We start from the raw sequence: 26,976 nt of genomic DNA, 5'->3' as shown, positions 1-26,976 counted from the left end.
GCCGCTATCGCTCGAGCGGCCCGCCCCGATCGCCTGCGACGACGAGAGCTCCACCGAAGCCTCCCGACCGCGAAGGCCGGACCCCCGCCTCCCCGAGGGTCCGGCCTTCGCCTTCCGCGCCGCGCCCGGCATGCTTGTACCGTGAGCACTCCCCAGGTCTTCGGCGGCCGGTACCGGCTCGTCCGGCCGGTCGGCGCCGGCGGCATGGGCCGCGTCTGGCAAGGCCTCGACCTGCATCTCGAACGCGAAGTCGCCGTCAAGGTGGTCAAGCCCGACCTCCTCGACGGACCTCAGCGGCACGAGGCCGCCGCCCGCTTCCGCCGCGAAGCCCGCGTCACCGCCCAGATCCAGCACCCCGGCGTACCAGCGATCTTCGACGCCGGACTCGACGAGGACTCCGGCGAGCTCTACCTCGTCATGGCCTACCTCCCCGGGCTCAACCTCCGCGACCTCCTCGACGAGACCGGCGCCCTCCCCGGCGACTGGACCCTCGCCATCGGCGCGCAACTCGCCTCCGTCCTCACCGCCGCCCACGCCAAGCAGGTCGTCCACCGAGACCTCAAGCCCGCCAACATCATCGTCGGCCTGGAAGGACTCGTCCACGTCGTCGACTTCGGCATCGCCGCCGTCCTCGAACCCGACGTCTCGCGCCTCACCATGACCGGCGACAAGCCGGGCACCCTCAACTACATGGCACCCGAGCAGATCCGCGCCCAGCCCGCCGGGCCCGCCGCCGACCTCTACGCCCTCGGCGCCCTCCTCTACGAGATGGCCACCGGCGAACGGCTCTTCGCCGACCGCGGCTCCGCCTACGAGGTCCAGACCGCGCACCTCAAAGAACTCCCCGACCCCGTACGCCGCCACCGCCCCGACCTCCCCACCGAACTCGACGGACTCGTCTCGCGGCTCCTCTCCAAAGAACCCGCCGAACGCGGCTCCGACGCCGCCCACATCCATCTGCGACTCGCCGCGCTCCTCGCCGCCGAACCCGCCTCCAAAGCACCCGCGCACGACTGCGGCGACCCGACCTGGCCGTTCCGCGCCCCACTCGCACCCGCCCGCGTCGCCGCCGTCGCCGCCGCGCAAGGGCCCGTCCCAGCCGCCCCCGACCGGCGCGAACGCATCGCCGCAGCCGACCGGGCCTTCGGCATCGGCGACTACAACGGCGCCCTCAGCGCATTCCGCACCCTGGCCAAGGACTTCGAGAGCCCCGACCCCGCACTCGCCCTCCACTGCCAAATGCGCGCCGCCCAATGCCTTGCGGCCCTCGGGAACGCCGCCAGCGCGCTCACCGGCCTCACCAGCGTCATCGAACGCCAGCGCCGACTCGAGGGCGAACGCGCCCGCTCCACCCTCCGCTCCCGCCGCGTGGCCGCCGACCTCCTCGCCGTCCTCGGCAGAGGCCCCGAAGCCCACCGCGAACTCTCCACAGTGGTACACGAGATGGCCGCGGCGCTCGGTCCCGCCGATGCCGATACCATCGAAGCCGAACGGCTGCTGCGGACCTGGACCGTGTCGCCCCCGGCGGGTCCCGCATGGCCGGTACCGCCCCACACCTCGCCTGGGAGTCCTCCTCGATGACCGCCCTCGGTCCGTACCGCCCGCCCGTCCACCAGCCTCCGTCTCCAGGCCGCCGCCGACTCAGGACGATCGGCACCTATCTCTGGGCGCTGATGCCGCTCCTCACTTGCGGGTACGCCGCGCCGATCGCGTTCGGCACGGCGCTCGGCAGACGTCGCGACCGGTTGACCCTGATCGCGCTGATCGTCCACTCGGCGCTGATCCTCTCGGGGTGCACCGCCGTGTACGCGACGGGCGATCCCATGCCGTCGTGGGCCCTCACGATCTTCAGCACGACGATGGCCTTGACGGCGCTCGGTTCCAGCGCGCACCTGCTGGTGATCCGCTCGGCTGTGTGGGCGGCGCCTTCGGGTCCTGAGGTGCTGGTGGCGCGGCTGCCGAGCGACGAGGTGGTGGACCGGGCGCGCAAGCTCCGCGAGCAGGCCCGCCGCACGGCCGAGGCGGATCCGATGCTGGCCAAGCGGCTCGGCGTCGGGCGGCCGGACCTGCCGCGCCAATTCGACGACGGCGGCCTGGTCGACCTCAACCACGCTCCGCTGCATGTGCTCACGACGCTGCCGGGGGTGACCGAGCGCAGCGCTCGGCAGATCCAGGACTGGGTGCAGCAGTCGGGGCCGTTCGGCAGTCTCGGCGAGGTGATGCTGGTGATCGAGATCAGCCCGACCTTCGAGCATCATCTTCGCGAGTACTGCGTTTTCATTCCGTAAGCGGGGCGAGCGAAATGGCCCCGAGGCGCTGCCTCGGGGCCGAGATCGCCGCCCGCTTCGCGAGCGCGCTGAGTGCCGGGCCGGAAGCCCGGCGGGGTGCTACTCCAGGCAGAACACCGAAGCGGTGCGGCCGAACTGGTCTTCAGCTCCCATGTACGAGGAGCCGGTGCACTCCATGGCGATGGTGTCGACGTCGGCGGTCGCCCACTCGGCCTGGGGCACCTCGATCACGTCGAGGATCGCGGCGTCGCCCGCGGCGCAGTCGATGGTGCCATAGTTCCACTGCATGGTGGAGGTGAGGGTGCAGTCCCCGGCGTTGGCGGGCACGGTCGGCGTGACGCCTTCGGTGCTGGGGACGCCGTTCGCCTCGACGCAGAAGATGTAGTTGACGTCGAGGGTGGTCTGGTCGTAGACCATGCTCCAGTCGGTCCAGGTCGCGCCGGGGACCTGCGCGCCGACTTCCTCGCCGCACATGTCGTAGATCGGCTGCGGGTCGGTGAGGCTGGAGCCGTCGGAGGCGGCGGTGAGACCCGGGTCGGCCTCGATCGCGGTGATGGTCCAGAACGCGGTCGGGTCGGAGCAGTCGACGGCGAAGGTGTCGCCCGTGCTGATCATCTCTTCGGGCAGGCAGTCACCGGCGGCGGCTTCGGCCACGGCGTCGACCTGCTCGTCGCTGACCTCGTTGCCGGTCGTGCTGTCGGAGGCGGCGTCCTCGAGGATGCCGCAGCCGGAGAGGGCGACGGTGCCCGCGAGGGCGACGCCGCCGACGGCGAGGAGACGGCGGATGGGGCCGAAGGTCTCGGTGTTGAGGTTCATGAGCTGCTTTCTGTGGGTCACCGCCGATTCGGGTTGGGGCGGTGTTCGGGAATTCAGCGTGACGATATGGGAGAGACTCAACTACTGAGGCGGCAGGGATCGTTACCACAGCGGTGGTCTCGCTGGTGACCTGGGGATTCGCGACCGCCGTGAAACCGCGACACGATATCCATGGCGAGGATCACGTCGGTTGCAATTCGGTCAAGCCGGAAGGAACCTCAACGGTTTCGTCGGTTTTCTTGGGGCGCAAAGGAGGACGCGGGTTCCGCCCAATGGTCGCCGCGTCCTCCGGTTCAGGAGTACTCAGCCGATCTCGACGAAGTACTGGGTGCCGTCCATGCTCAGGATGTCCTCGAAGTAGAGGAGGTAGGACTCGGCGTCCGCGGGGACCTCGACGCAGGCCGAGCCTGTGGAGGTGCCGCCGCTGGAGACGTCGGGGGCGAGGGTGATCTCGTCCTCGACGAGGTTCATGCAGTCGATGCTGTCGTAGAAGGTGCCGTCGGCCCAGACGCCGAAGGTCACGTCGAGCCACAGCGAGCCGGTCTCGGTGCCGTTGTAGGTGCCGTCGAGGGTGATCAGGCTCTGCTGGAAGCCGTCGGCCGGGGCCTCGTTGAACTCGTCGGCCGCGAGGATCGCGTCGGTCGCGTCGAGGGTGGCCTCCGAAGCGGTGACGGTCCAGTCGCCGACCTCGAGGGTGGCGCCCGCGGCGAGCGGGGCGTCGGGGCTGGTGCCGTCGCCGGTCGAGGCGGCTTCTTCTTCAGCGGCGGCTTCGGTGGCGGCTTCGTCGGCGCTGCTCGAGGTGTCGCCCGAGCCGGTGTCCTCAGGGCTGCAGGCGGAGAGGGCTGCGAGGGCGATGAGGCCGGCACCGGAAGCGGCGAGGAGGCGCTTGGAGAACTCGGGGAATTCGAGGTTCATGATCTACCTTCTGTGGAGTGGTGTTCGTGGCTCAAGTCTTGTGAACTCACTTCACGAGAATAATGGACTGTGTCGAACCTCCGCAACGCGGGGTGGGTTACGATTCGATAAATCCAGACAGGGGAGCCGCATGACCACCCGTGACGCCAGCTCAGGCGAGACCATCACGCTGACCGACCTCGCCCGACTCGCTGGCGTCGGCCGCAACGCCGTCAGCAACTGGCGCCGCCGCGAAGCCGACTTCCCCTCCCCCGTGGACGAATCGGTCCGGCGCCCCAGGTTCTCGCTGCACGAACTCGAGCAGTGGGCGAAACGGCACGGCCGGACACTGCACCTCACCGGCGCCGACCGTCTCTGGTTCGCACTCGCCGGCTCGCACCCGACCGCTGGAGCCGCCCTCGGCGCAGTCGCGGCGGCCTTCGACGGCCACGGCGAACCCGCGATCGTCAAGGAACTCAAGGACTTGCGACGCGAGACGCCCGCAGCGGCGCTGTTCGAGTTCTTCATCGAACGCGCCCGCGAAGCCGCGGGCACCGGCGTCCCGCCGGGCATCGCGCCCCTGGCCGAGATCGCCGCCGTCGTCACCGCGGGCACCGCGACCCCCGCCGTCCACGACCCGGCCTGCGACGAAGGCGACCTCCTCGCCGAGGTCGCGCGACACACCGGCCCCTGCCGCGTCCTCAGCGGACAAGACCTCTCCGCACCCCGCGCCGCGATCGCCGAACAACGCCTGCGACTCCTCGACGAGCACGCCGAAGTGACAGCACGCGTGGGCGATTCGCTCCTGCGGCCCGTCCCGGCCGAACAGTACGACCTGGTCGTGTGCGACCCGCCGTTCAACGTCAAGGACGGCGGCGCGGACCAGTACGCGATCGGCGACGACCCGCGCCTCGCGTACGGCACCCCGCCCCGCACCGAACCCGAACTCGCCTGGGCCCTGCACTGCGTCGCCCTCCTCGCCCCCGGCGGCCACGCCGTCGTACGCATGCCCGCCCAGGTCGCGCACCGCCGCACCGGGCGGCGCATCCGCTCCGAACTGCTCCGCTGGGGCGCACTGCGCGCCGTCGTCGACTCCCCCGAAGCCAAGGCGCACATCTGGATCCTCGCCCCCCGCGGCGAAACCACCCAACTCCTCGTCTCCGGCGGCGGCGACTTCGCCGAAGCCTGGCAGTCCTTCACCGCCGCCCCCGACGCCCCGCTCGCCACCGCCGACTCGACCACCGTGCCGCTCATGCGCCTTTGGGATGAAGACGTCGACATCTCCCCCGCCGTCTACCTCGCCGGCACCGCCGGAGACGCCGCCAGCCTCGCCGAAGCGGTCTCGGGCCTCAGCGGCCGGCTGGACGCACTCGCACGGCACCCGTTGCCGCGCTTCGGCACCGGCGCTGAAGAGAGCGCCCCCGAGACGAGCCTCGCCGACCTCGAACGCGACGGCCACCTGATCATCACCCCGGGAGGCGCGGAACCCGCGTCCAGCGCGGCCGGCGACGTGCGGTGCGTCATCGTCGATCCCGTCGGCGAACCGCAGGTGCGCCTCGGCGGGCGCGGCGAGGCCACCGAGACCCAGTGGACCGTGAGCTGCGAACCGACCGTCGACCTCGGCTGGATCGCCGCCGCCCTCGCAGCCCGCCTCCCGACCGCGACCAAGCGCACCGCGACCGGCGCGAAGCGACGCCTGCTCTCAGTGAAGATCCCGCGGCTGACCCTGGCGGACCAGCGGCGGCGCGGCGCGGCCTACACGGCGCTGGAGGACCTGCGGGCAGCACTCGCCCAGGCGGAGGCGGACGCGGAGGCCCTCGCGGCCGAGGCCGCAGCGGGCCTGGTCTCAGGTACGGCGACGGTGGAGGACTGAGGGAGCAGCCCGCCGCGGCATAGGGCATGCCCCTGTGCCCACCCGCATCCACCTCCGACCGACCGAAGCAATGGGATGGCCCTCCCACACGGGTCCGCCACTCGACCTGAACACGAGCCGCACTCACAACCGGCCCGCACCGATCCGCGCGCGCACGTGGTGCGGACGCGCCGGATGCCCTAACGTCAGAAGGAATCCCATCGCCAATAGCCCACAGCCGAGGGAAAGCCGCAACATGGACCGAGCCGAACCGCCCGCGTCGCCCGAGTCCGAGCCGCCGTCGGCACCGCCCGTACCGCCCAAGGCGGCACAGGCGCCGAAGCCGCGCACTCCCGCGACCGTCCTCATCGCGATCACGCTGCTCTGGCTGCTGGCGATCCTCACCGCCTGGATCGCGACCGTGTCGGCAGTGGCCACCGCCTTCGAAGTCAGCGTGCGCTACGCCGGCGCCTGGAGCCCGCTGGAATTCGTCGAACCGGCCCTCATCGCGACCGTGGCCGTCCTCTTCGGGCTCTTCGCGGTCAAAGTCCGCAGCGGCCGCGACTGGGCCCGCCGCGTCGTCGTCATCGTGACCGCGATCGCCCTCGCCGCCGCGATCCTGACCGGAACCGGGGTCAACTCGGGCACCGGCGCCGCCGGGACCCTCCTGCTCGCCCTGCTCCTCGTCCTCCTGCTCCTGCGCCCCGCACGCGACTGGTGCGACTGCGACGCCCCCCGCCACAGCCCCAGGATCGGCGGCGCCGCGCAGCCGCCCCACCAGGTCGTGGCCTCGCTCCTCATCCTCTGGACCGCCACCGGCGTCGCCCTCTACGTCGGCTCGACCGGACTCCTCGCGCTGGCGGGCGAGGAAGCGGACCTCGCCGAAGAAGGATCGGCCTGGGCGGCGGGAGCGATCATGCTGCTCGCGATCGTCCATGGCGCCTTGAACATCGCCTTCTCATACCACCGGAACTGGGCCCGTTGGGCCACGCTCGTCCTCGCGGCGGCCTATACGGCCTGGCTCATCATCGCCGCGATCCTGAACCTCGCCCAGGACGGCACCGACCCCTGGCTGGTCCTGGCCCTGCTGGTCCTGGTCCCACTCGCCCTCATCGCCTCGATGGCGACCGCAGAAGCCCGGACCTGGTGCCGCCGGACCGCGCCCGACGACTCCGAAAGCTGAACTGGGACAAGGAAAAAGCCCGGCCAAAGGCCGGGCGTATGGAGCCGGTGACAGGACTCGAACCCGCAACCTACGCATTACAAGTGCGTTGCTCTACCAATTGAAGCTACACCGGCTGGTCAGCGCCGGTACCCCGGCGAGCCGAGGCAATCTTACTCGACAGGCCCTCGGCACGTGAAGTGACCGAGGTCCGACCGTGGAACACGCTTCCAGACGACGCTTCCGGTGGTCTGGGTCGTATGAGCCGCGTTGCGAAGGTTCCGGGATCGGGCGCTCTCGAGCCGAGCACGGCCATTGCGCCTGCGAGGTCGGCGTCCGCCTCAATCGGGCCGCCCCGGGGATAGCCCGCTATCCCCGATGGGCCGGGCATTCCATGGTCTCCTGGAGTCGCTGGGCGCTACCTGCCCAGGTACCCAACCCTCCCCAGTCTTCCGGCCCGCCCTACTACGGTCCTGCCGCGCAATCGGGACCGCCCAGACTCATCTCGGTGCTCGCCGTCGTTTTCGGCGGCGCCGCACTGCTGTTCGGACTCATACCGTTCGCCGGGCTCTTCATCGGCGGACTGTTCGCCGTCGCCGCGATCGTGCTCGGCATCATCGGCATCCTCAAGTCGCACAAGGTCATGGCGATCATCGGCATCTCTCTTGCCGCGCTCGGAATGATCATTTCCGGGGCGATCACGGGCGCGACGTTCGATGCCGCGGATTACGAAGACGCGCCATCCCGAACGCTGGCGCCCACGACCGAGTCGGAACCGACTGCAGAACCCACTACCAGCGCGGAACCGACCGAGGAACCCACCACCAGCGCGGAACCGACCGAGGAACCCACGACAAGCCCGGAGCCACAGGAGGACCCTGGCGCCGCGTCGGATCGCGTTTTCGGCGATGGGAAGTGGACGGTCGGTGAGGACATCGAGCCCGGCACCTACTCGACCACGGTCCCAGACGATTCATACGGCTGCTACTGGGAGCGGCTCAGCGGCTTCAGCGGCGAACTCGACGACATCATCGCCAACGGCATCACCGAGCCGGGCCTGCAGACCACCGTCACGATCGAATCCTCGGACGAGGGCTTCACTTCACAGGACTGCGGCACTTGGGAACTGCAGGATTGAGTGCGTCGGCGGCCACGCGTTCGTAGCCTGACGACCTCGCCCTCGACCATCGCGACGTTTGGTGGAAACCTAGAAAAAAGGCGGACGGAAGCGGACAGCGGACGGGGCGTTGTTGTGGGAACCCTACGACGATGGCACGTAATCGGTAGCGGAACCGTTGCCCAGGGTTGCAAGACTGGTCCCATGAACACTGCAACGAAGTCCGTCGACCGCGTTCCGGCCGGGTCGATCGCGATGTGGGCGGCATCGCCCGTGGTCTGGGTCGGGCTGAACTTCGGCTGGCTCTGGTTGGGCGACGTCTTGAACATCGGCGAGACCGCATCGGTGGTCGCCAGCGCCGTGCTGCTGGCACTGCCCGCGCCGTGGCTGCTGTGGGCGTCGTGGGGGATGCCGCGGCCGCGCGTCGACACCTACATCGCCGAAGGAGGCGCGCTGCTGACGGGGTTCGTCGCGCTGTACGTCTCGGTCCTCATCCACATGATCGGCAACGACGGTCCGGCGCCGGTCGAGCTCATGATCGTCTTCTTCGCCGCTGCGGCGGTGTTCGTCGCAGCGGCCTGGCCGCTGCCGGGACGGCGGATCGCCTACGGGTCCGCCGCGCTCGCGTGCGTGATCCTCGGGATCGGGCTGCGGGTGCTCTACTCCGACACCTCCTACTACCCGGGCATCGACTGGGTGACGAAGGACGAGCTGTTCGCCTGGGCCTTCCTCGGGCTGCCCGCGCTCGGCGCGCTGCTCCAGACCCTGTGGTGGCTGCGCCGCAAGAACCGGGCCGTCGCCTGAAGCGAGGCCCGCAGCCCCTTCGCCGCGTTCGCGTCCTGGGAGTGAGAGACGGGGCCGCGCAGTCGCACGGCGCGGCCCCGTTTTGCTAGGCGTCTCGGAACGAGAAGACCTGCATCCCTTCGGGGATCAGGCAGGCCAAGCGGGTGTCACTGGCGTCGCAGGCGTAGACCTCGAGTTCGGTGCGCAGCGCGGTGCGGGTCCCGTCACGGCCGAGTCCGACCACGTTGCCGGTGTTGGTGCTGAATCCGGAGGCCGCGGGCCAGGTGAGGGCGCTGCCGCCGTCGATGGCCTCGAAGTCGTCGTCGTCGGTGCCGTCGTCGACCGTGTCGAAGCCCTTGTCGTAGATCTGGGTCCGCACCTCGTCGCCCTCGTAGAGTTCGACCATGAGGCGGTCGCCCAGCGGGGAGATGTACCGGTATTCGCGTTCGTCGAAAGCGTGTGCGATCTCCTCCTTCTCCGGGTTGTAGACCTGCCAGGTGTAGACGTCCGTGACGCCTTCGACCGGTTCGCGCACGCAAACCAACTGCTCGCCGCAAGCCTTGACCTGGTCGGGTGCGGGGGTCTCCGAAGTGACGGTCTCTTCGTCCACAAGGGACAGACTCTTGTCGATGTCGTAGACGTTGAGGTCGTAGCCGGTCTCCTTGTCGACGGCCACGTAGAGGAGGTTGTCCCATGCGAAGTACAGGTCGTCGACCGTTTCGACTTCTTTCTCGGCCACGGGCTCGCCCGATTCGAGGTCGTAGACGTGCGCCACGTTGTCGCTCGTGACGGCCCAGACGCGGCCGTTGCCGTTGGCGCGCGTCGACGGCGTCTCGAGGTCCTTCGGAGTGCCCACGAGGTCCCAATTGGACACTGTGATGTTCTCCTCGGCGTTGCCGAGCTCCCAGTTCGAGACCTGCTCGCCGTCGCCGTCGTAGACGGTGAAGGTGTTGCCGCCCATGGGGGCGATCACGAGGAAGTCGCCCGAGCGGGCGGCCGCGCGGTCCGAGCTGTCGATCGTGTTGCGGGTCTCGCCGTCCTTCCAGTCGAGGAAGTGGAAGCGGTACCGGTCGCTCTCGATCTCCTGCGAGAACGCCAGGAGGTCTTCGGACACGTAGTAGCTCTCGTCCCAGCCCTCGCCCGGGATGACCGTGTCGCTCTCCCAGATCGGGTCTCCGGAGTCGGTGTGGACGGCGCGCAGGTGGAGTTCTTCGCCGCTGAGGTCGGTGGAGGCGGTCGTGTAGGCGAACAGGGTCTTGTCCTCCCAGACGCGTACCTCGAAGATGCCGTCGTTGGGCTCCGCCGCGAAGGGGGTGACGTCGCCGACCTGGGCCAGTTCCTCGTCGAACGGCTGCTGCTTGTACGGGTTCGTCAGCCAGAACCAGCCGATCGGCAGCACGATCGCGAGCACCGCGACGACCGCCGCGATAGCGATCCACTTCGGAGGGATCCTGCGCTTCGGACTCTCGGGTTCGTTGCGGCGCAATGTGACGGTCTCGTCCGTGCCCGGTGTGACCGGCGGCAGGCTGCCCGACCGGACCGGTGGCGACGCGTGCGGCGACGTCGGGGAGTGGACCGGCGGTGAAGGCACCTGGGCCGGAGGCGTGACGGGCGCGGGGCCCGCCAAAGCGAGCGCCGCGCCCTCGCTCACGGGCAGTTCGGGCTGCTCGAGGACCGTCGGCGCGATACCGAGTCCTTCATGGAGCATCTTGGACACCATGGGCATCCGACTCGAGCCGCCGACGAGGAACAGCCCCGCGAGCTGGTCGGGGCGGCGGCCGGTGAGGCCGAAGACGCGCTGCGTCTCGGCGACGGCGCGCGCCAGGAGCGGGCGGGAGATCTGGTCGAGCTCGCCGCGCGTGAGATGCAGGGACTGGGCCATGTCCGGCACCGTCACGGGTGCGACGGAGGAGCGCGAGAGCATCTCCTTGGCGGCGCGCACTTCTTCCCAGAGCTCGCGGCGGTTGCGCATTTCGCTGGCGCCGCTGGGGTTCTCGAGGCGCTTCCAGATCTCGGGCTCGCGCTGGCGCACCGTGGCGCCGATGTGGTCGACGAGGGCGGCGTCGAAGTCGAGGCCGCCGAGGTCGGGGAGGCCGCCGTCGGCGAGGACGCCGAACGAGCCGTCCTGGCGGCGTTCGAGGACGGCGACGTCGAGAGTGCCGCCGCCGAAGTCGAAGACCGCGAGGGCCTGGCCCGGGCGCATCGGGTGGGACAGGCGGGCAGTGTAGTAGTGCGCCGCCGCAACGGGTTCGGTGAGGATCTTGACGGGCCGGTACCCGGCTTTGGCGGCCGCGTCGTGCAGGGTGGCGCGGCGCTGCTCACTCCAGGCGGCCGGGCAGGTGAGGACCGCGTTGGGCAGGTGGCCGACCGATTCGACGGCGGCGCGGGCGACGCGGGCGAGGATCGCGGCGAGCGCCCCTGCGACGGGGACCTCGCGGTCGCCGAGGAGCAGCGTGCCGTCGGCGATGCGCTGCTTGGGGTTCGGCTCGAACCGCTCGGGAGCGGTGAGGGCCAGCCGCTCGGCGTCCCGTCCCGTGTGGATGATCCCGCCGGGGTCGAGGAACACGGCCGAGGGCATCACCGGGGAGCCGTCGAACAGCAGCGGCCGGGTGCGGCCGTCGGGCCACACCAGCACCGCCACGGTGTGGGAGGTGCCGAGGTCGACGCTCAGGAGGTATTCAGCCGGCATGTGGTTGCAGCTCCGGGGGCGCTAGGGCGTGCAGGGTCGTTCCAGGTTAGTCCGATGCGACGAATCGCGCGGTCACGGGATGACCGTTTGTGGTCGGACGCCGGCGGCCCCGCCTGGGCGTCGGGGCCTTCCGAGTTCGCCGGACGAGGACGGCCGACGCCGGTGTGCGGGTATCGCCGGCCGGCCTCAGCGGCGCTGGCGCTGGACCTCGGCGAGGGCGATCGAGGCGGCGACGGAGGCGTTCAGCGACTCCACCTCGCTCGCGATCGGGATGCTCGCGATGTGGTCGCAGGTCTCGGCGACGAGCCGGGAGACGCCCTTGCCCTCGTCGCCGACGACGATGAGGAGCGGGTCGGTGGCGACGGGCAGGTCGAAGACGTCCACGTCGCCGCCGCCGTCGAGGGCGACGGTCATGAACCCGGCCTGCTGGCAGGCCTGGATGGTGCGCGTGAGGTTCACGACCTTGGCGACGGGCAGGCGGGCGGCGGCACCGGCGCTGGTGCGCCAGGCCACGGCCGTCACGGAGGCCGCGCGCTTCGACGGGATGATGAGCCCGTGGCCGCCGAAGGCGGCGGCGGAGCGGATGATCGCGCCGAGGTTGCGGGGGTCGGTGACGCCGTCGAGGGCGACGAGCAGCGGCGCGGTGCCGGAGGTCTTGCTGATGTGGAGCAGGTCCTCGAACTCGCTGTACTGGTACGGCTCGATCTGGAGGCCGATGCCCTGGTGGAGGGCGTTGTTCGTGCGGCGGTCGAGGTCACGGCGGGCGAGCTCCTTGATGGGGAGGTCGCGGTTGCCGGCGAGGCGCACGGACTCGGCGACGCGGTCGTCGAGCTCGGTGCCGAAGGCCACGTAGAGGGCGGTGGCGGGGACCTTGGCGCGCAGGGCCTCGAGGACGGGGTTGCGGCCGAGGATCAGCTCGGGCTCGTCGTCGCGGCGGCGGCGGGCGGGACCGGAGGGCTTGGCCCTGCCGATGTTGGTGGTGCGGCCCTCGGCGGCGGCCTTGGCGCGCTCCTTGGACTGCTTCCACTGGGTCTTGCGGGGCTTGTCGTCGCCCTGGTACTCCTTGTGCCAGGGGCGGTCCTCGGCTTTGAGGGTGCGCCCCTTGCCGGCCAGGCCCTTCTTGCCGCCGCCGGAACCGATCTTCGGTCCGGCTTTGGAGGTCTTGCGGCGGTTCGGGTGTCCACCCTTGGTGCTCATCGGTCTCGGTTCCCCAGGTCTCGGTCGTCGTCGGCGGCGGCTTCGCCTGAAGTCTCAGGCATGCGGGCGCCACCGCCGGTCACATTTTCAGGCTCGCAAGCTTCGCCCCTGATCACAAGATCACACTCAAGGCTCGCAGGCTTCGCCTAGTCGACTGTCCACACGGGACCGCGAGGGGTGTCCTTGACGGTGATGCCGGCGTGCGCGAGTTCGTCGCGGATGCGGTCGGCAGCCGCGTAGTCCTTGCGGGCCCTGGCCTCGGCGCGCTGTTCGAGCGCGAGCTTCACGAGCGCGTCGACAGCGCCGTGGAGCTTCGCGTCCCCCGGGTCGTCCCAGTGCGGGTCGAGCGGGTCGAGGCCGAGCTGATCGAGCATAGCTCGGACACCGCCCGCGATGCTGCTCGCGGCGGTGTCGTTCCCCGCGTCGAGGGCCGCGTTGCCCTCGCGGGCCATGTCGTGGATCGCGGCGATGGCGGCGGGTGTGTTCAGGTCGTCATCCATGGCGTTGACGAAGTCGCCGCACATCATGCCGCCGATGGTGGCCTCGGTGCCGAGCGCTTCGGCCGCGCGGTGCACGAAGTTCGAGAGGCGCTCCCAGGCCGCCTGGGCCTCGCCGAGGGCGTCCTCGGAGAAGTCGGCGGCGGACCGGTAGTGGACGCTGGTGAGGTAGTAGCGGATGGCGGCCTTGCTGAAGCCCTTCTCGCCCAGCGCGCCGACGGAGAGGGTGTTGCCGAGGGACTTGGACATCTTGGTGCCGGCGAGATTGAGCATCCCGTTGTGCACCCAGTACTTGGCGAAGTCGAGTCCGGCGCCGCGGGACTGGGCGAGTTCGTTCTCGTGGTGCGGGAACATGATGTCGGTGCCGCCGCCGTGGATGTCGAAGGCGTCGCCCAGGTAGCGGCGGGCCATGGCGGAGCACTCGATGTGCCAGCCGGGGCGGCCGGGGCCCCACGGGGAGGTCCAGGCGGCGTCGGCGGGCTCGCCGGGTTTGTGGGCCTTCCAGAGGCCGAAGTCGCGGGAGTCGCGTTTCGCGCCGGGCTCGGGGCTGGAGAGCATGTCCTCGGGGCGGCGGTGGGAGAGCTCGCCGTAGTCCGGCCAGGAAGAGACGTCGAACCAGACGTCGCCCGCGCCGGTGACGTAGGCGTGGCCGCGCTCGATGAGCTCCGAGATGAGGTCGATCATCTGGGTGATGTGGCCGGTCGCGCGGGGCTCGTACGTGGGCGGCTCGGCGCCGAGTGCCGCGTAGGCGTCGGAGAGCAGGCATTCGTTCGCGTAGGCGATGGACCACCAGGGGCGGCCCTGCTCCTCGCCGCGCACGAAGATCTTGTCGTCGACGTCGGTGACGTTGCGCACGTAGGTGACGTTGTAGCCGCTGCGGCGCAGCCAGCGGATGAGCACGTCGTACGAGATGCCGGAGCGGAGGTGGCCGATGTGGGGCGGTCCCTGGACGGTGAGGCCGCACAGGTACACGCCGACCTCGCCGGGCTTCCGGGGCTGGAAGTCGAGGACGGATCGGGTGCCGGTGTCGTACAGTCGCAGGCTCACCCGACAAGTCTAGACAACCTGGCCACGCCCAGCGCCCGCCCCGGTCCGCGTGTCCGCGCCCCGCGGTCGTGTCATCGCTCACCGCCCCGCCCGTTCGACCCCGGAAACGTCGTACCGGTGCGGCAGGGCTGTCGGCCGAGCCGATTCACGGCTCGCGAGCTTCGCCGAGGCCGGATCCGAAATTCACGAGACGACCGGTGTTCGTCGTGCCCGGCGAGCCTCGGAGCGCTGCGACGCGCGTAGTACCCCGGTACCGCCCGCCCGTGCGGTCTCGTCCCTGGGCACGAGACCGAAATCCGTCTGCGAGTTGGTGTGTCGAAGCCTCCGATCTTCATAGACTGACTGCGTCCGCGGGACCGTTCCCGCCCGGAGACCAGCCCTGCCCCTCAGTCCGATTGGAGCCTGATGATCACTGCGAAGGGCTTGTACAAGCGATACCGGAAGACCGTCGCGGTCGACCACCTGTCGTTCGACGTCCGGCCCGGCGTCGTCACCGGATTCCTGGGGCCCAACGGCTCCGGGAAGTCCACCACCATGCGGCTGATGCTCGGCCTCGACCACGGCGAGGGTCAGACCCTCTTCGACGGCGAGGCCTTCACCGACATCCGCCGCCCCATGAACAAGGTCGGCACGCTCCTCGAGGCGAAGCCGTTCCATCCCACCCGTTCGGCCCGCAACCACTTGCGGATGCTCGCCAGCGCCAACGGCATCGGCGACGAGCGGGTCGACGAGGTGATGGACCTCGTGGGCCTCGGCTCCGTGAAGCGCAAGAAGCCGAAGGGCTACTCGCTCGGCATGGCCCAGCGGCTCGGCCTCGCGCAGGCCCTGCTCGGCGACCCGGGCATCCTGCTGCTCGACGAGCCGACGAACGGCCTCGACCCGCACGGCATCCACTGGATGCGCGACATGCTGAAACACCTCGCGTCCGAGGGCCGCACGATCTTCGTCTCGAGTCACCTGCTGTCGGAGATGCAGCTGATGGCCGACGAACTGGTGGTGATCGGCCGCGGCACGATGATCTTCAACGGCGACGTGGATCAGTTCGTGCGCGAGTTCACGCAGTCGACGGTGATCGTCCGCAGTCCTTCGGCCGCGGGTTTCGCGTCGGCGCTCGAGGGCGCGGGCGCGGTGGTCGCGAAGGGCGCGGACGGCGAGCTGGTCGTGTCCGGCATGGAGATCGGCGCGGTCGGGCATCTGGCGTTCACTGCGAACGTGGAGTTGTCGGAGCTGTCGACGCGCAGTGCCTCGCTCGAGGAGGCGTTCATGTCCGCTACGGGCGCGTCGGAGGAGTTCATCGCGGCCGAGCCGCTTGCGGGGAATGCGGATCCCGCTGCGGCCCTGACCCCTGCTTCCAAGACCGGTGGTGCCGACAATGCTTGATGCTCTTCGTTACGAGTGGACGCGGCTGACGACGCTGCGTTCGACATACTGGCTCATCGGGATCGGCCTGTTGTGCGCGGCCGCGATCCCGGTCATCCTCGGGTTCGCCGCCGGCGATGAGACGCTGTTCCCGGAGATCATCGCCGTGGCGATCAACGGCGGGGCCTCGTTCGGCATCCCGTTCCTGGCGGTGTTCATGGCGGTCATCGGGATCTTCGCGACCGGGCATGAGTACCGGCACGGGACGATCCAGCCGACGCTGACGGCGCTGCCGCAGCGTTCGCGTTTGATCCTGGCGAAGATCCTGGTCGTCTCCGCGGCCACGGTCGCGGTCACGTTCGTGTCCATGGCGGTCAACGCCGGGGTGCTCATGATCTTCTTCGGTGAGATCCCGGGCCTGTTCGACGATCCGGTGCGGCCGGCGCTGGTGGGGTACGTCGTGTACGCGCTGATCTACACGCTGACGGGTCTCGGCCTGGGGCTGCTGTTTCGGGGCGTGCCGTCGGCGCTGGTGGTGATCTTCTTGGCGCCGTTGATCATCGAGAACGTCATCGTGGGCCTGACCATGGTGCCGGCGCTCGACTGGCTGGTGCCGGTGGTGAAGTTCCTGCCGTTCACGGCCGGTTCGCTGCTGATGACGGTCGGCTCGACCGATATGGGGATGGGCACGGACTTCGGTTTCTTCGACCGCTGGGGTTCGGGCGGCGTCTTCGCGGCCTTCGCGGCCTTGATCGTCTCGGCGGCGTGGATCCTGTTCAAGAAGCGCGACGCGTAAACGGCTGCAACGAAAGCGGCGGCCCGGGGTTGCACCCCTGGGCCGCCGTTTCAGCTTGCGTTCGAGGCCGGCGGCTTCGACGATGCGCTGGGCGGTCGCCATCGTCGGAGGCCGCTGCCCGTGCTCATGGGCCGACAGAGCCGGGCGGCTCGCGGCGCGTCACCGCGAGCCGCCCGTTTCGTCTTACAGGTTCGCTTCGAGCTCGCGGCGTACGAGGTCGGCGGTCTCGATCGAGTTGAGGGCGGCGCCCTTCATGAGGTTGTCGCCGACGACGAAGAACTCGAGCGAGTTCGGGAAGTCGATCGACTGGCGCACGCGTCCGACCTGGGTGCCGCTCCTGCCGACCGAGTCGATCGGCATGGGGAACACCATGTTCGCCGGGTCGTCGACGAGGTCGACGCCGTCGGCCGCTGCGAGTACGCGGTGCGCCTCGGCGACGGTGACCTCGCGCTCGAACGTGGCGTGCACGACCTGCGAGTGGCCGACGGCCACGGGCACGCGCACGCAGGTCGAGGCGACCTTGAGGTCGGGCAGGCCGAGGATCTTGCGGGACTCGTTGCGGACCTTCAGCTCCTCCGAGGTCCAGCCGTCCTCTTTCCAGCCGCCGATCTTCGGCACGACGTTGAGCGCCAGCGGCGCCCCGAACGGCGCGTTGAAGTCCTCGCCGAGGACGGCGCGCACGTCGCCGATCTCGGTGCCGACCTTGTCGACTCCGGCGAGCTTCTGGACCTGCGCGTAGAGCGCCTCGAGTCCTTCCTTGCCGGAGCCGGACGCGGCCTGGTAGGAGGCCACGGACATCGACACGAGGCCGAACTCGGCGTTCAGGGCCGCGAGCGTCGGGATGAGCGCGAGGGTGGTGCAGTTGGCGTTCGCGATGATGCCCTTGGGCCGCACCGCGGCCGCCTCGGGGTTGGCCTCGCGGCACACGAGCGGCACGTCGGAGTCCATCCGGAAGTACCCGGACTTGTCGATGACGACGACGCCTTTCGCGGCGGCGATCGGCACCCACTCGGCGCTCACTTCGTCGGGCAGGTCGAAGTGGGCGATGTCGATGCCGTCGAAGGCGTCGGCGCTGATCGCCTGCACTTCGAGGTGCTCGTCGCCCACGGACAGGATCTTGCCGGCCGAGCGCGCGGACGCGATGAGGCGCACCTCGCCCCAGTTGCCGCGCTCCTCGGCGATGAGCCGCCGCATGATCGATCCGACGACGCCGGTGGCGCCTACGATCGCCACGTTCAGTTTGCGCGCCATGCTTATCGCCCCGTCCCGGCGTAGACGACGGCTTCTTCGGCGCCGCCGAGCTCGAACTTGTCGTGGACCGCGCGCACCGCCGCGTCGAGGTCGGTGTCGCGGCAGACCACGGAGATGCGGATCTCCGAGGTCGAGATGATCTCGATGTTGACGCCGGCGTCGGCCAGCGCTTGGCAGAAGTTCGCGGTGACGCCCGGGTGCGAGCGCATCCCGGCGCCGATGAGCGAGATCTTGCCGATGTTCTCGTCGTAGATGAGCTTCGTGAAGCCGATCGCGGCCTGGTGCTTCTTCAGCGCCCCGGTCGCCTTCGGCCCGGCCTCCTTCGGCAGGGTGAAGGAGATGTCGGTGTGGCCGTTCCCGGCGGTCGACACGTTCTGCACGATCATGTCGATGTCGATCTCGGCGTCGGCGATCACCTGGAAGATCGAGGCCGCGGCGCCGGGCTTGTCCGGGACGCTGGTGACGGTGATCTTGGCCTCGGAGCGGTCGTGCGCGACGCCGCTGATGAGTGCTTGCTCCACGGGCAGCTCCTCCATGTAACCCGACACCATCGTGCCGGTCTTGGTCGAGTACGACGAACGGACGTGCAGCGGGAGCCCGTAGCGGCGGGCGTATTCCACGCTGCGCAGGTGCAGGATCTTGGCGCCCGAGGCGGCCATCTCCAGCATCTCCTCGAAGGTGATCGCGTCGAGTTTCTGCGCGTTCGGCACGATCCGCGGGTCGGCGGTGAAGACGCCGTCGACGTCGGTGTAGATCTCGCAGACGTCCGCTTCCAGCGCTGCGGCGAGCGCGACGGCGGTCGTGTCCGAGCCGCCGCGGCCGAGCGTGGTGATGTCCTTGGTGTCCTGGCTGACGCCCTGGAACCCGGCGACGATCGTGATGAACCCCTCGTCGAGCGAGGAGCGGATGCGTCCGGGCGTGACGTCGATGATGCGGGCGACGCCGTGCGCGGCGGTCGTGATCATCCCGGCCTGTGAACCGGTGAAGGACCGGGCCTGGAAGCCGAGGTTGTTGATCGCCATCGCCAAGAGCGCCATGGAGATGCGTTCGCCGGCGGTCAGCAGCATGTCGAGTTCCCGAGGCTCTGGCACCGGCGAGACCTGGGCCGCGAGGTCCAGCAGCTCGTCGGTGGTGTCGCCCATGGCCGATACGACGACGACAACGTCGTCGCCGCGCTTTCGTGTCGCGACCACTCGTTCGGCGACGCGCTTGACGCGTTCGGCATTCTCCACCGATGAACCGCCGTACTTCTGCACGACTAGCGCCACGGATTTCACCTCACTCGCTCGTGTCTCAGGTCACTCAAAGCCGCCCTTGCGGGGGCGGCCACCTCACCTTAGCTGCGCATACCGGTGTGTCGCCAGGTCGTTCTGGGGGGTGAGACAGAGAATCGGGCGGTGGCATGGACATGGACCGGCAAGACAGTGGCAGCGCTCACGCTCATGGCGCTCCTGGCGGGGTGCGGGACGGCGACCGCCGTGGACACCCCGGAGGAGGCGCCGCGGCGCACCAGCGCCCAGGCGACCTTGATCGGTCGCGTCAGCAAAGCCCTCGACGCGGCCTTCACCGCGGAGTACGAATGGTCCGAGGGCGGCACGGTCACGGTGTGGGCCGCCGCCGACGGCACCTGGCGCGTCGACGTGCCCAGTTGGGCGCTCGACGGCACCGTCGACGTCACGGTCGCGTGGACGACCGGCGGGTTCTTCCAGTGCGCGGCGGGCCGCTGCGTCAAACTCGCCGGGATCACCGGCGAGATCCCGAAGGACTACGACCCGAAGGTGCAGCTGCCGTTCGTCGAATGGCTGCCGCAGCTCCTCGACCGCCACCTGCCGTTCGCGATCTCGCAGGAAGGCGACTGCTTCACCCTCACCCCCAGCACCGTGGTCGTCGACCCGCCGATCCCCGCCGGGGAATGGTGCCTCGACGAAGGCGGGCAGATCCTCGCGGTCGAGAGCGGCGCGTTCGGCACGCTGACCCTCGCGGGCGCCCCGGCCGAGGCCGTCGCCACGGTCGAGCTCCCCGGCGAACTCAGCGACGCCGAACCCTTGGGACGCAAGGCGCCCCCCGAGCCCAGCCCCTCGATCGACCCGTCCGCGACCCCCGCACCGGACGCGAGCGGCGCGCCCGCACCCACGCCGACACCGGACCCGACGCCCCCGCCTTCGGCCGAAGAAGAGTAAGGAAGGCGACACGAGCAGACGTTCCCGCCCCCGTTCGTGGCACCATGAACGATGGCGAGCGACGACGCCGCTACGCGACGGCACCCCGGTGCCGCGACCGGACAGCAGACGCGCCCCAGCCGGGACACCGGCCCTGGCAGCGCCGTGCGAGACCCAAAGGAACGCGCATGACCGCACCGACCGACCGCCACGCCCAGACCGCGGTCCCGATCCACCCGCTGCTCGCCTCCCGCCACTCCACGCGCGCCTTCGCGCCCGGCGTCGACCTCACCGAGGCCCAGGTCGCGGCCCTTCTCGAAGCCGCCCGCTGGGCACCGAGCGCCGGCAACACGCAGCCGTGGCGGTTCCTGCTCGCCCGCCGCGACACCGGCGAGTTCAAGCGCGTCCTCGAGACCCTCAACCCCGGCAACCGCGACTGGGCCGCCCAGGCCTCCGCGCTGCTCGTCGCCGTCCGCACCGAGGCCAACGACCGCGGCCCGCTCTCCCACGCCATGTACGACCTGGGGCAGGCCATGGCGCACCTGACGTTCCAGGCCGCCGCCGAAGGGCTCGCCGTCCGCCAGATGGGCGGATTCGACGCCGGCGCGCTCGCCGCCGAGTTCGCGCTCGCCGCGCCGCTCGTGCCGACCACCGTCGTCGCGATCGGCCTGCCCGGCGACCCGGCCGACCTGCACGAATCGGTGGCGGGCCCCGACCGCGCGCCGCGCGCGCGCATCGCGATCGACGACCTGCTCATCCACCCGTGAGGCAGCGGGGACGGTCCCGCGACGATGCGGTACCGGCCTTTCCGGCAGCGCTGTCCCACCATCCGGGCGTCGAATTCGACCTGTGTCACACCTCCGGTGTACGCTCTCGGGGTCATGCGGTTCACGATGCTCCTTAGCTGCCGCGGCGGGGCCAACTAGGTCGGCTCCTCGTCGCGGGTTTTCGCATGCCGGCTGGATCAGTCAGAAGCGACTCAGACCACCAGCGACCTTCACAGGAGCATCCGTGACTTCGTCTTTCAAGAACGCAGCGCCCTTCGCAGACCGCGCCAAGCGCTACCGGCCGTACCACTCCCAGTTCAAGGTCGATCTGCCCGACCGCACGTGGCCGGACAAGATCACCGACACCGCGCCGATCTGGTGCGCGGTGGACCTGCGCGACGGCAACCAGGCGCTGATCGACCCCATGACCCCCGACCGCAAGAAGAAGATGTTCCAGCTGCTGGTCGACATGGGTTACAAGGAGATCGAGGTCGGCTTCCCCTCCGCCTCGCAGACCGACTTCGACTTCGTACGGCAGCTGATCGAGCAGGACCTCATCCCCGACGACGTCACCATCCAGGTCCTGACCCAGTGCCGCGAGCACCTGATCGAGCGGACCTTCGAGAGCCTGCGCGGCGCCAAGCAGGCCATCGTCCACTTCTACAACTCGACCTCGACGCTGCAGCGCCGCGTCGTGTTCGGCCTGGACAAGGACGGCATCACCGACATCGCCACGCAGGGCGCGCGGCTGTGCCTGAAGTACAAGGACATCCACACCCCCGACACGGCGATCCGCTACGAGTACTCCCCCGAGTCGTACACCGGCACCGAACTGGACTACGCGGTCGAGGTGTGCGCCAAGGTCGCCGAGGTCATCCAGCCGACCCCCGACTGGCCCCTGATCGTCAACCTGCCCGCCACCGTCGAGATGGCCACCCCGAACGTGTACGCCGACTCGATCGAGTGGATGCACCGCAACCTGCCGAACCGCGATTCGCTGATCCTCTCGGTGCACCCGCACAACGACCGCGGCACCGGTGTCGCGGCCGCCGAGCTGGCCGTGCAGGCCGGCGCCGACCGCGTCGAGGGCTGCCTGTTCGGCAACGGCGAGCGCACCGGCAACGTCTGCCTGGTCACGCTGGGCCTGAACCTGTTCAGCCAGGGCGTGGATCCGGGCATCGACTTCTCCAACATCGACGAGATCAAGCGCGCCGTCGAGTACTGCAACCAGCTGCCGGTGCCCGAGCGGCACCCGTACGCCGGGGACCTGGTGTACACGGCGTTCTCCGGTTCGCACCAGGACGCCATCAAGAAGGGCTTCACGCACCTGGAGGCCGACGCCGAGGCCGCGGGCGTCCCGGTCGACGAGTTCACTTGGGGCGTACCGTACCTGCCGATCGACCCGAAGGACGTCGGCCGCACCTACGAGGCCGTCATCCGCGTCAACTCCCAGTCCGGCAAGGGCGGCGTCGCCTACGTCATGCAGAGCGAGTACGGCTTCGACCTGCCGCGGCGCATGCAGATCGAGTTCAGCGGCGCGATCCAGCGACACACCGACGCCTCCGGCAAGGAGGTCTCGACGCAGGAGATCCACGAGATCTTCCGCCGCGAGTACCACCCGGAGTACCAGCCCACGCCGCGCCTGGTCGTCGAGGACCACACCACCGTCTATACGGGAGAGACGCTGACGCTGGACGCCCACATCGTCCTGAACGGGGTCGAGCAGAAGATCTCCGGCACCGGCAACGGCCCGCTCTCGGCCTTCGCCGACGCCCTGGCCTCGGTCGGCGTCAACGTCGAGGTCCTGGACTACGCCGAGCACGCCCTGTCCGCCGGCCGGAACGCCCAGGCCGCGTCCTATGTCGAATGCGCCATCGACGGCCGGACCGTATGGGGCGCAGGCGTGCACCCCAACATCGTCCTGGCCACGATGCGAGCCGTCGCGAGTGCATACAACCGCGCATAGCAAGGTTGTCAGGAAGCACAGCACCGCGCGTAGCAGGCTGGTCAAATCGGAACCCGCAGGGGCGGGGGGGGGGGGGGGGCCCCCCCCCCCGCGGGGGGCCCCCCCCACACAGCCCCAGCGCCCCCGCGGCCCCCGCCGTTAGCTGGCTGTTAAATTCGCAACCCCCTGGGGCGGCCCGCTGCCGCGGCCCGCCCCTGCGGCGTCTCTCCCGCCCATCATCGCGCACTGTACCGGCGGGCACTGTCAAGCGTGATGCTCTGATACAACGGTGCGGTGCCCCCGATTCGCGAACGCCTGCAGCAACTCTGGACCACCGCCCGACGCATCCCCGGTCGTGCCGCGCGCGGCCGCGAACGCGTTCGCCTGCCATTGGCGGCGCATGTCGCGCTCATGGTCGTCGTGGCCGTACTCGTCTTGGCCTGTCTACTGTGGCTGCTCACCAGCGACCGGACCTCGCCGCTCAGCGCCTCCCCGGACGACCAGACCACGCTCGAGACCATCCGGCTGGCGTTCTATGCGGTCGCCGGGCTCGGCGGCGTCATCGCCCTCACCGTCGCCTACCGGAAGCAGCGGCTCAACGAAGGCGAGAGCGAACGCGAGCAGGCCAGGCTCTTCAGCGAGCGGTTCGCGGCGGCGGCCGAACAGCTCTCCTCCGAACGGGCCACGAACCGTCTCGCCGGGATCTACGCCATGGCCGCCTTGGGCGACGAATGGGATGCGGGCCGCCAAACCTGCGTCAACGTCCTCTGCGCCTACCTGCGCATGCCGTACGAAGCACCCCCGCCGCGGCATGAGCGCGACGCGGGCCCGATGGAGGCGTACTGGCCCGTGGTGGAGGAGCGGCTGGTTCGCCACACCATGCTCTCCGCGATCGCGGAGCGCCTGCGCGCCGAGCCGTTCAGGGGTCGGACCTGGCACGAGTGCGACTTCGACTTCACCGGTGCGACACTGGACGAAGCGGACTTCGACGGAGCCGTGTTCAAGGGGAAGGTCAAGTTCAACTACGCGAGGTTCCCGCGCGGCTCCTTCGACTTCGGCGCCGCCACGTTCATGGGACCGGTCAGTTTCCGCCGGGCCTACTTCACCGGCGGCCGCTTCTTCTTCGACGGCACGAAGTGCCTGGGCGACTTCGACTTCACCGAGGCGAACGTCTCCGGAGGCGCCCTGTACTTCCGGTACACGACGTTCCGTGGCGACGCCACCTCGTTCAGCGGCTCGAACTTCGTCGGCGGAACCGTGGTGTTCGAAGGCTGCGAGTCCGCTCCGGTGGGGCGCCTGCGGTTCGACCGGGTGGCGTTCTCGGGGTCGCAGGTCTCGTTCACGCGCATGGAACCCGGAAGCACCACACTGAGCTTCGCGGATCCCGCCGCCTGGACGCATCCGCCGAGCCTCGACGAATCCGCCATGGCCTTGGCACCTGGTCTGCGGGCCCCAGATCCGCGCGAGGCGACGTCTGTCGACGGAGCATGACTCGCCGAGGCCCCGGCCGGGGGACCTTGAGCATTGCAGGGAACGTGTCCGGCGCCGTCAGCCGCAGGCGGAGGACCGCGACGCGGAGCCTTGGAGGGTGAGGCACTCGGTTCAGCGCCAGGAGGACAGGAGCTCTTCAGGGCCGAAACCGACGTCGAGGCCATCGCAATTGAATCCGCTGCGGGAGACCGCCACCAGCGGAACGGCATCGGCTGTCAGTGCGGCTCGATGGTTCTGGAGTGCCGTAAGATCCCGGCGGTCGAACGCGTCACGATCAAGCCATTTGATCGAGCCCAGGAAGAGCAGCTCGTCCGCGACCGGGGCTTTGTCGGCACCGACCATGTCGATCTCGACGCTGTTGCTCCGATTCCAGTATCCTCCGATGTACCTGGCCTCTGGGACCGGTCCCTTCGGGAGTAGGCGGGCGACCGATTCGCGAATCAGTGGTTCGATCGCTCGACCGCGCCAGCTCGTCCATGAACTGCGGATCCGGTCGAGCGTCAGATCTCCTCGACGCCGTTCGATCTCGCTCATATGCGGCTCGACCAGCGCCAGCCAGAACCGCAGGTAAGGATCGTTGATGCTGTAGCGACGGTCCTTCGAGGGCTTGAGCGCGATCGGCAGGCTCGCTGTCACGATCCCCTTTCGCACGAGCACGTCCAGCGCCCGATTCAACGTCACATGCGATATGCCTCCGGCCGCGCGGGCGATATTGGTGAAGGTTCGCTCACCGCTGCCGATCGCCCGCATCACCTCCGCTGACATCGCGGTCGCGGGGAACTCGGCGGCCAGGACCCGCTCGGCCGAGACCAGGAGCGCCGAGATCGGATCTTCGAGCGAGCGGCCGAGGAATTCCCACAGGGTCGCCCCCGGCTCCCACTCGGCGCAGACCAGTGGGAATCCCCCCGTCACCAGGGTCGCGTCGAAAGCGTCAGCCGGCGCGAGGTCGAGCATCTGCCCGACTTCGGCGGGATTGAGCGGTCCCAGGACCATCTCCGTGCCGCGCATGAAGAAAGGCCGCTCGTAGCTGTTGAGCGCCTCCATCATCGACAGGTCAGAGCCGATCAGCAGCAGGAGGACCGGCTTGTTCACCAGCTCGCGGTCCCAAGCCCGCTGCAGGATGCCCTCGAACGAAGGCACCCGTTCCATGAGGTACGGGACTTCATCGAGCACGACCACGCTGGGAGTGTCGTCCGGGAGGCTGTCGGCCAGTTGGCGGAAGGCGTATCTCCAGTCCGTCGGCGGGTCCTCCAGGTAGTGCTCCCTGCCGGGAAGGTCCGACCAGGCCACCGCGTCCGTGAGGTCCGCGAGTTCACGCGCGGGGTCCATCCCCGCTGCGGTGTAGTAGACCGACGGCACCCCGGATCGCCGCGCGAACTCCGCGACAAGGCTTGATTTTCCGAGGCGGCGCCGCCCGCGCAGCATGATGCACTTGCCCGGCTTCGAGCGCCTGGCCCCGGCTCGGACCGACTCGAGCACTCGGTTCAGCGTTTCGATCTCGTGCGTTCGCCCGATGAACTCCGCCATCTGCGCCCCCTCGACCATCCAGGCAAGTTAGTAACACAGATGATAGTAACATACTTGATACCAACATGAAAGTAACTACGGTCTTGTCGATCGACCTCACCGGTAGGCGGAGCTCCGCGGCCTGCTCGGCGTAGGGCCGAGAGCCGCGGTGGGTCACAGCTCCGCGTCCTCCCTCAGACAACGGGCGATGGCTGCGGCTTTGACACGAGCTCTGCGCGGAGCATCTTTTGAATGGCGGGCGGCAGTTCACGCATGGAGGCACATGCGGAGTGCGGAGGGAGCACCTTCAGTGCGTAGGCCGCGGAGAAGGCCCAGTAGATCGCCAGCGCCACCGCTATGAACGACACCAGGCCGCCCAGCCACATGCCAATCGTCACCGTAAGCGCGTAACCGGCGAAAGCTCCGACGTAGAGACGGATCGACGCACGATGAAAGCGCTTCGAACGGACATTGATCTCCCAGAAGCTCAGCATGTTGAGCATCGCGAACAGCAACATCAGGACAGGCGGCATCGCTTCGACCCCGTCTGTGGCCGGGCTCCGAGAGGACAGGACCGCCATCAGCACGAGCAGCGTCAAGAGATACGCCATGAGCAGGACCGTGTTGGCGATCGCCACTACCCGATAGCGCACTCGGAGATCTCCGAATTGGATCCGGTGCGGGCAGTCGCCGACACGGAACCGGGCGGGCTCGGGCATGGCCGCGAGCGGCCCGGGATCGTTTCGGAGGAGCGCGCGGATCGCCGGTGAGAAGCCGGGATGGATGTGGCAGGTGTCCCGCCTGTACAGCATGCTCCGGAACGAGATGAGCTGGCGAAGGACGAAGGCGAACGACATCGCGGCCAAAGCAAAGGGGACCAAGCCGGAGCCGAAGGACCTCGTGGACACCAGCATCATCGCCAAGGCGCCGAGGAACACCAGGAATCCGATGGCGGCGAGCCCGATCACGATGTCACTCGGGCGATGCAGCCGCTTCCAGGCCAAGGCAAGCCCGACCGCGCCGACCGCTTGCAGCACCGCACTGCACACCAGGAGCAGGCCGGCCACCGCGGGAAAGAGATCATTGGTCTCGAATCCGACAGATAGACCGACAAGTCCGAAGAATGTCCCGAACATGATGCCCAGCCAACTCGACCAGATCGCGACGACGCCCCCGGCAAACGCCAAGCGGCCCTTCGCATTGAGGTTTCCGAAACGCACCCGATGAGGGCAGCGGCGTCGTTCCGTCTTGGTCAGGACCGGTTCGGCCCATGCCGCAGTCGAGTCGTCGGTCGGCGCGGCCTCTACCGTGATCGGCGGGTCGGATCGGTCCGGGGGCTCGGTCCGGGGTCCGGAAGGGG

21 protein-coding genes and 1 tRNA gene are annotated in these 26,976 nt (G+C 69.3%); 12 read left to right on the top strand and 10 right to left on the bottom strand.

The window, feature by feature from the left end:
- The first annotated feature begins 141 nt into the window (after positions 1–141).
- A complete protein-coding gene (locus JHY01_RS02890) occupies positions 142–1,581 on the top strand; it encodes a serine/threonine-protein kinase (RefSeq protein WP_205324105.1) in 1,440 nt (479 codons plus the stop codon).
- A complete protein-coding gene (locus tag JHY01_RS02885) occupies positions 1,578–2,288 on the top strand; it encodes a helix-hairpin-helix domain-containing protein (protein WP_205324104.1) in 711 nt (236 codons plus the stop codon). Before JHY01_RS02890 ends, JHY01_RS02885 begins: the two co-directional genes overlap by 4 nt.
- A 99-nt stretch (positions 2,289–2,387) precedes the next feature.
- On the opposite strand, the gene JHY01_RS02880 is transcribed toward JHY01_RS02885, so the two are convergent.
- Both JHY01_RS02880 and JHY01_RS02875 read right to left on the bottom strand, forming a co-directional pair.
- Positions 2,388–3,104, bottom strand: coding sequence for a hypothetical protein (locus JHY01_RS02880; protein WP_205324103.1), 717 nt, complete (start codon positions 3,102–3,104; stop codon positions 2,388–2,390).
- A 303-nt stretch (positions 3,105–3,407) separates the two neighbouring features.
- A complete protein-coding gene (locus tag JHY01_RS02875; RefSeq protein WP_205324102.1) occupies positions 3,408–4,019 on the bottom strand; it encodes a hypothetical protein in 612 nt (203 codons plus the stop codon).
- A gap of 130 nt (positions 4,020–4,149) precedes the next feature.
- Between JHY01_RS02875 and JHY01_RS02870 the strand changes: the two genes are divergently transcribed.
- Both JHY01_RS02870 and JHY01_RS02865 read left to right on the top strand, forming a co-directional pair.
- Positions 4,150–5,871, top strand: coding sequence for an N-6 DNA methylase (locus JHY01_RS02870; RefSeq protein WP_205324101.1), 1,722 nt, complete (start codon positions 4,150–4,152; stop codon positions 5,869–5,871).
- A 235-nt stretch (positions 5,872–6,106) separates the two neighbouring features.
- The gene (locus JHY01_RS02865; protein ID WP_205324100.1) at positions 6,107–7,033 is read left to right on the top strand and encodes a hypothetical protein; all 927 of its coding nucleotides are present in this window, start codon (positions 6,107–6,109) and stop codon (positions 7,031–7,033) included.
- Between the two features lie 39 nt (positions 7,034–7,072).
- Here the strand turns inward: JHY01_RS02865 and JHY01_RS02860 are convergent.
- Positions 7,073–7,149 (bottom strand) — tRNA-Thr (locus JHY01_RS02860).
- Between the two features lie 371 nt (positions 7,150–7,520).
- Here JHY01_RS02860 and JHY01_RS02855 point away from each other — a divergent pair.
- Complete coding sequence (locus JHY01_RS02855) at positions 7,521–8,150, top strand: IgG-binding virulence factor TspB family protein (RefSeq protein WP_205324099.1); 630 nt, start codon at positions 7,521–7,523, stop codon at positions 8,148–8,150.
- A 183-nt stretch (positions 8,151–8,333) separates the two neighbouring features.
- The gene (locus JHY01_RS02850; protein WP_205324098.1) at positions 8,334–8,933 is read left to right on the top strand and encodes a hypothetical protein; all 600 of its coding nucleotides are present in this window, start codon (positions 8,334–8,336) and stop codon (positions 8,931–8,933) included.
- A gap of 85 nt (positions 8,934–9,018) precedes the next feature.
- On the opposite strand, the gene JHY01_RS02845 is transcribed toward JHY01_RS02850, so the two are convergent.
- The 3 genes from JHY01_RS02845 to cysS form a co-directional block, all read right to left on the bottom strand.
- Positions 9,019–11,601 carry an Hsp70 family protein gene (locus tag JHY01_RS02845; protein ID WP_205324097.1) on the bottom strand — a complete coding sequence of 861 codons (2,583 nt, stop codon included), beginning with the start codon at positions 11,599–11,601 and terminating at the stop codon, positions 9,019–9,021.
- 186 nt (positions 11,602–11,787) lie between these two features.
- Complete coding sequence (gene rlmB, locus JHY01_RS02840) at positions 11,788–12,798, bottom strand: 23S rRNA (guanosine(2251)-2'-O)-methyltransferase RlmB (protein ID WP_205324096.1); 1,011 nt, start codon at positions 12,796–12,798, stop codon at positions 11,788–11,790.
- A 146-nt stretch (positions 12,799–12,944) separates the two neighbouring features.
- Positions 12,945–14,342 (bottom strand): cysteine--tRNA ligase, encoded by a 1,398-nt coding sequence (gene cysS, locus JHY01_RS02835; RefSeq protein ID WP_205324095.1) that lies wholly within the window; start codon positions 14,340–14,342, stop codon positions 12,945–12,947.
- A 405-nt stretch (positions 14,343–14,747) separates the two neighbouring features.
- Here cysS and JHY01_RS02830 point away from each other — a divergent pair, with 405 nt between their 5' ends.
- Positions 14,748–15,722, top strand: coding sequence for an ATP-binding cassette domain-containing protein (locus JHY01_RS02830; RefSeq protein ID WP_205324094.1), 975 nt, complete (start codon positions 14,748–14,750; stop codon positions 15,720–15,722).
- On the top strand, positions 15,715–16,497 hold the full coding sequence (locus JHY01_RS02825) for a hypothetical protein (RefSeq protein ID WP_205324093.1): 783 nt from the start codon (positions 15,715–15,717) through the stop codon (positions 16,495–16,497). The genes JHY01_RS02830 and JHY01_RS02825 overlap by 8 nt, the downstream gene beginning before the upstream one ends.
- 183 nt (positions 16,498–16,680) lie before the next feature.
- Here the strand turns inward: JHY01_RS02825 and JHY01_RS02820 are convergent, their stop codons facing one another.
- Together JHY01_RS02820 and JHY01_RS02815 are read right to left on the bottom strand one after the other, a co-directional pair.
- Positions 16,681–17,748, bottom strand: a complete 1,068-nt coding sequence (locus tag JHY01_RS02820) for an aspartate-semialdehyde dehydrogenase (RefSeq protein ID WP_205324092.1) — start codon at positions 17,746–17,748, stop codon at positions 16,681–16,683.
- Positions 17,749–17,750: 2 nt separating this feature from the next.
- The gene (locus JHY01_RS02815) at positions 17,751–19,016 is read right to left on the bottom strand and encodes an aspartate kinase (RefSeq protein ID WP_205324091.1); all 1,266 of its coding nucleotides are present in this window, start codon (positions 19,014–19,016) and stop codon (positions 17,751–17,753) included.
- 129 nt (positions 19,017–19,145) lie between these two features.
- Between JHY01_RS02815 and JHY01_RS02810 the strand changes: the two genes are divergently transcribed.
- From JHY01_RS02810 to JHY01_RS27575, 4 genes are all read left to right on the top strand, one after another.
- Positions 19,146–19,928 carry a hypothetical protein gene (locus tag JHY01_RS02810; protein ID WP_205324090.1) on the top strand — a complete coding sequence of 261 codons (783 nt, stop codon included), beginning with the start codon at positions 19,146–19,148 and terminating at the stop codon, positions 19,926–19,928.
- A 167-nt stretch (positions 19,929–20,095) separates the two neighbouring features.
- Complete coding sequence (locus tag JHY01_RS02805) at positions 20,096–20,674, top strand: nitroreductase family protein (RefSeq protein ID WP_205324089.1); 579 nt, start codon at positions 20,096–20,098, stop codon at positions 20,672–20,674.
- 244 nt (positions 20,675–20,918) lie between these two features.
- A complete protein-coding gene (gene leuA, locus JHY01_RS02800; protein ID WP_307814180.1) occupies positions 20,919–22,640 on the top strand; it encodes a 2-isopropylmalate synthase in 1,722 nt (573 codons plus the stop codon).
- A 273-nt stretch (positions 22,641–22,913) separates the two neighbouring features.
- The gene (locus JHY01_RS27575; protein WP_205324088.1) at positions 22,914–24,110 is read left to right on the top strand and encodes a pentapeptide repeat-containing protein; all 1,197 of its coding nucleotides are present in this window, start codon (positions 22,914–22,916) and stop codon (positions 24,108–24,110) included.
- A gap of 111 nt (positions 24,111–24,221) precedes the next feature.
- Here JHY01_RS27575 and JHY01_RS02790 read toward each other — a convergent pair whose 3' ends face one another.
- Positions 24,222–25,637 carry a DUF234 domain-containing protein gene (locus tag JHY01_RS02790; protein WP_205324087.1) on the bottom strand — a complete coding sequence of 472 codons (1,416 nt, stop codon included), beginning with the start codon at positions 25,635–25,637 and terminating at the stop codon, positions 24,222–24,224.
- A 173-nt stretch (positions 25,638–25,810) separates the two neighbouring features.
- Entirely contained in the window at positions 25,811–26,836 is a 1,026-nt protein-coding gene (locus JHY01_RS02785; RefSeq protein ID WP_205324086.1) for a hypothetical protein, read from the bottom strand.
- Positions 26,837–26,976: the final 140 nt, after the last annotated feature.

This window comes from Glycomyces sp. YM15, from assembly GCF_016918015.1.
Lineage (GTDB): Bacteria > Actinomycetota > Actinomycetes > Mycobacteriales > Micromonosporaceae > Glycomyces.
Note: the sequence above shows the minus strand (reverse complement) of the source record. Positions and strands in the feature narration are given on the sequence as shown.

Coding starts and splice junctions, on each gene's coding strand:
- JHY01_RS02820 (WP_205324092.1), bottom strand. CDS start 17,748: ATGGCGCGCAAACTGAACGTGGCGATCGTAGGCGCCACCGGCGTCGTC.
- JHY01_RS02805 (WP_205324089.1), top strand. CDS start 20,096: ATGACCGCACCGACCGACCGCCACGCCCAGACCGCGGTCCCGATCCAC.
- rlmB (WP_205324096.1), bottom strand. CDS start 12,798: ATGAGCACCAAGGGTGGACACCCGAACCGCCGCAAGACCTCCAAAGCC.
- JHY01_RS02845 (WP_205324097.1), bottom strand. CDS start 11,601: ATGCCGGCTGAATACCTCCTGAGCGTCGACCTCGGCACCTCCCACACC.
- JHY01_RS02790 (WP_205324087.1), bottom strand. CDS start 25,637: ATGGCGGAGTTCATCGGGCGAACGCACGAGATCGAAACGCTGAACCGA.
- JHY01_RS02825 (WP_205324093.1), top strand. CDS start 15,715: ATGCTTGATGCTCTTCGTTACGAGTGGACGCGGCTGACGACGCTGCGT.
- JHY01_RS02865 (WP_205324100.1), top strand. CDS start 6,107: ATGGACCGAGCCGAACCGCCCGCGTCGCCCGAGTCCGAGCCGCCGTCG.
- JHY01_RS02850 (WP_205324098.1), top strand. CDS start 8,334: ATGAACACTGCAACGAAGTCCGTCGACCGCGTTCCGGCCGGGTCGATC.
- JHY01_RS02870 (WP_205324101.1), top strand. CDS start 4,150: ATGACCACCCGTGACGCCAGCTCAGGCGAGACCATCACGCTGACCGAC.
- JHY01_RS02875 (WP_205324102.1), bottom strand. CDS start 4,019: ATGAACCTCGAATTCCCCGAGTTCTCCAAGCGCCTCCTCGCCGCTTCC.
- JHY01_RS02880 (WP_205324103.1), bottom strand. CDS start 3,104: ATGAACCTCAACACCGAGACCTTCGGCCCCATCCGCCGTCTCCTCGCC.
- JHY01_RS02830 (WP_205324094.1), top strand. CDS start 14,748: ATGATCACTGCGAAGGGCTTGTACAAGCGATACCGGAAGACCGTCGCG.
- JHY01_RS02885 (WP_205324104.1), top strand. CDS start 1,578: ATGACCGCCCTCGGTCCGTACCGCCCGCCCGTCCACCAGCCTCCGTCT.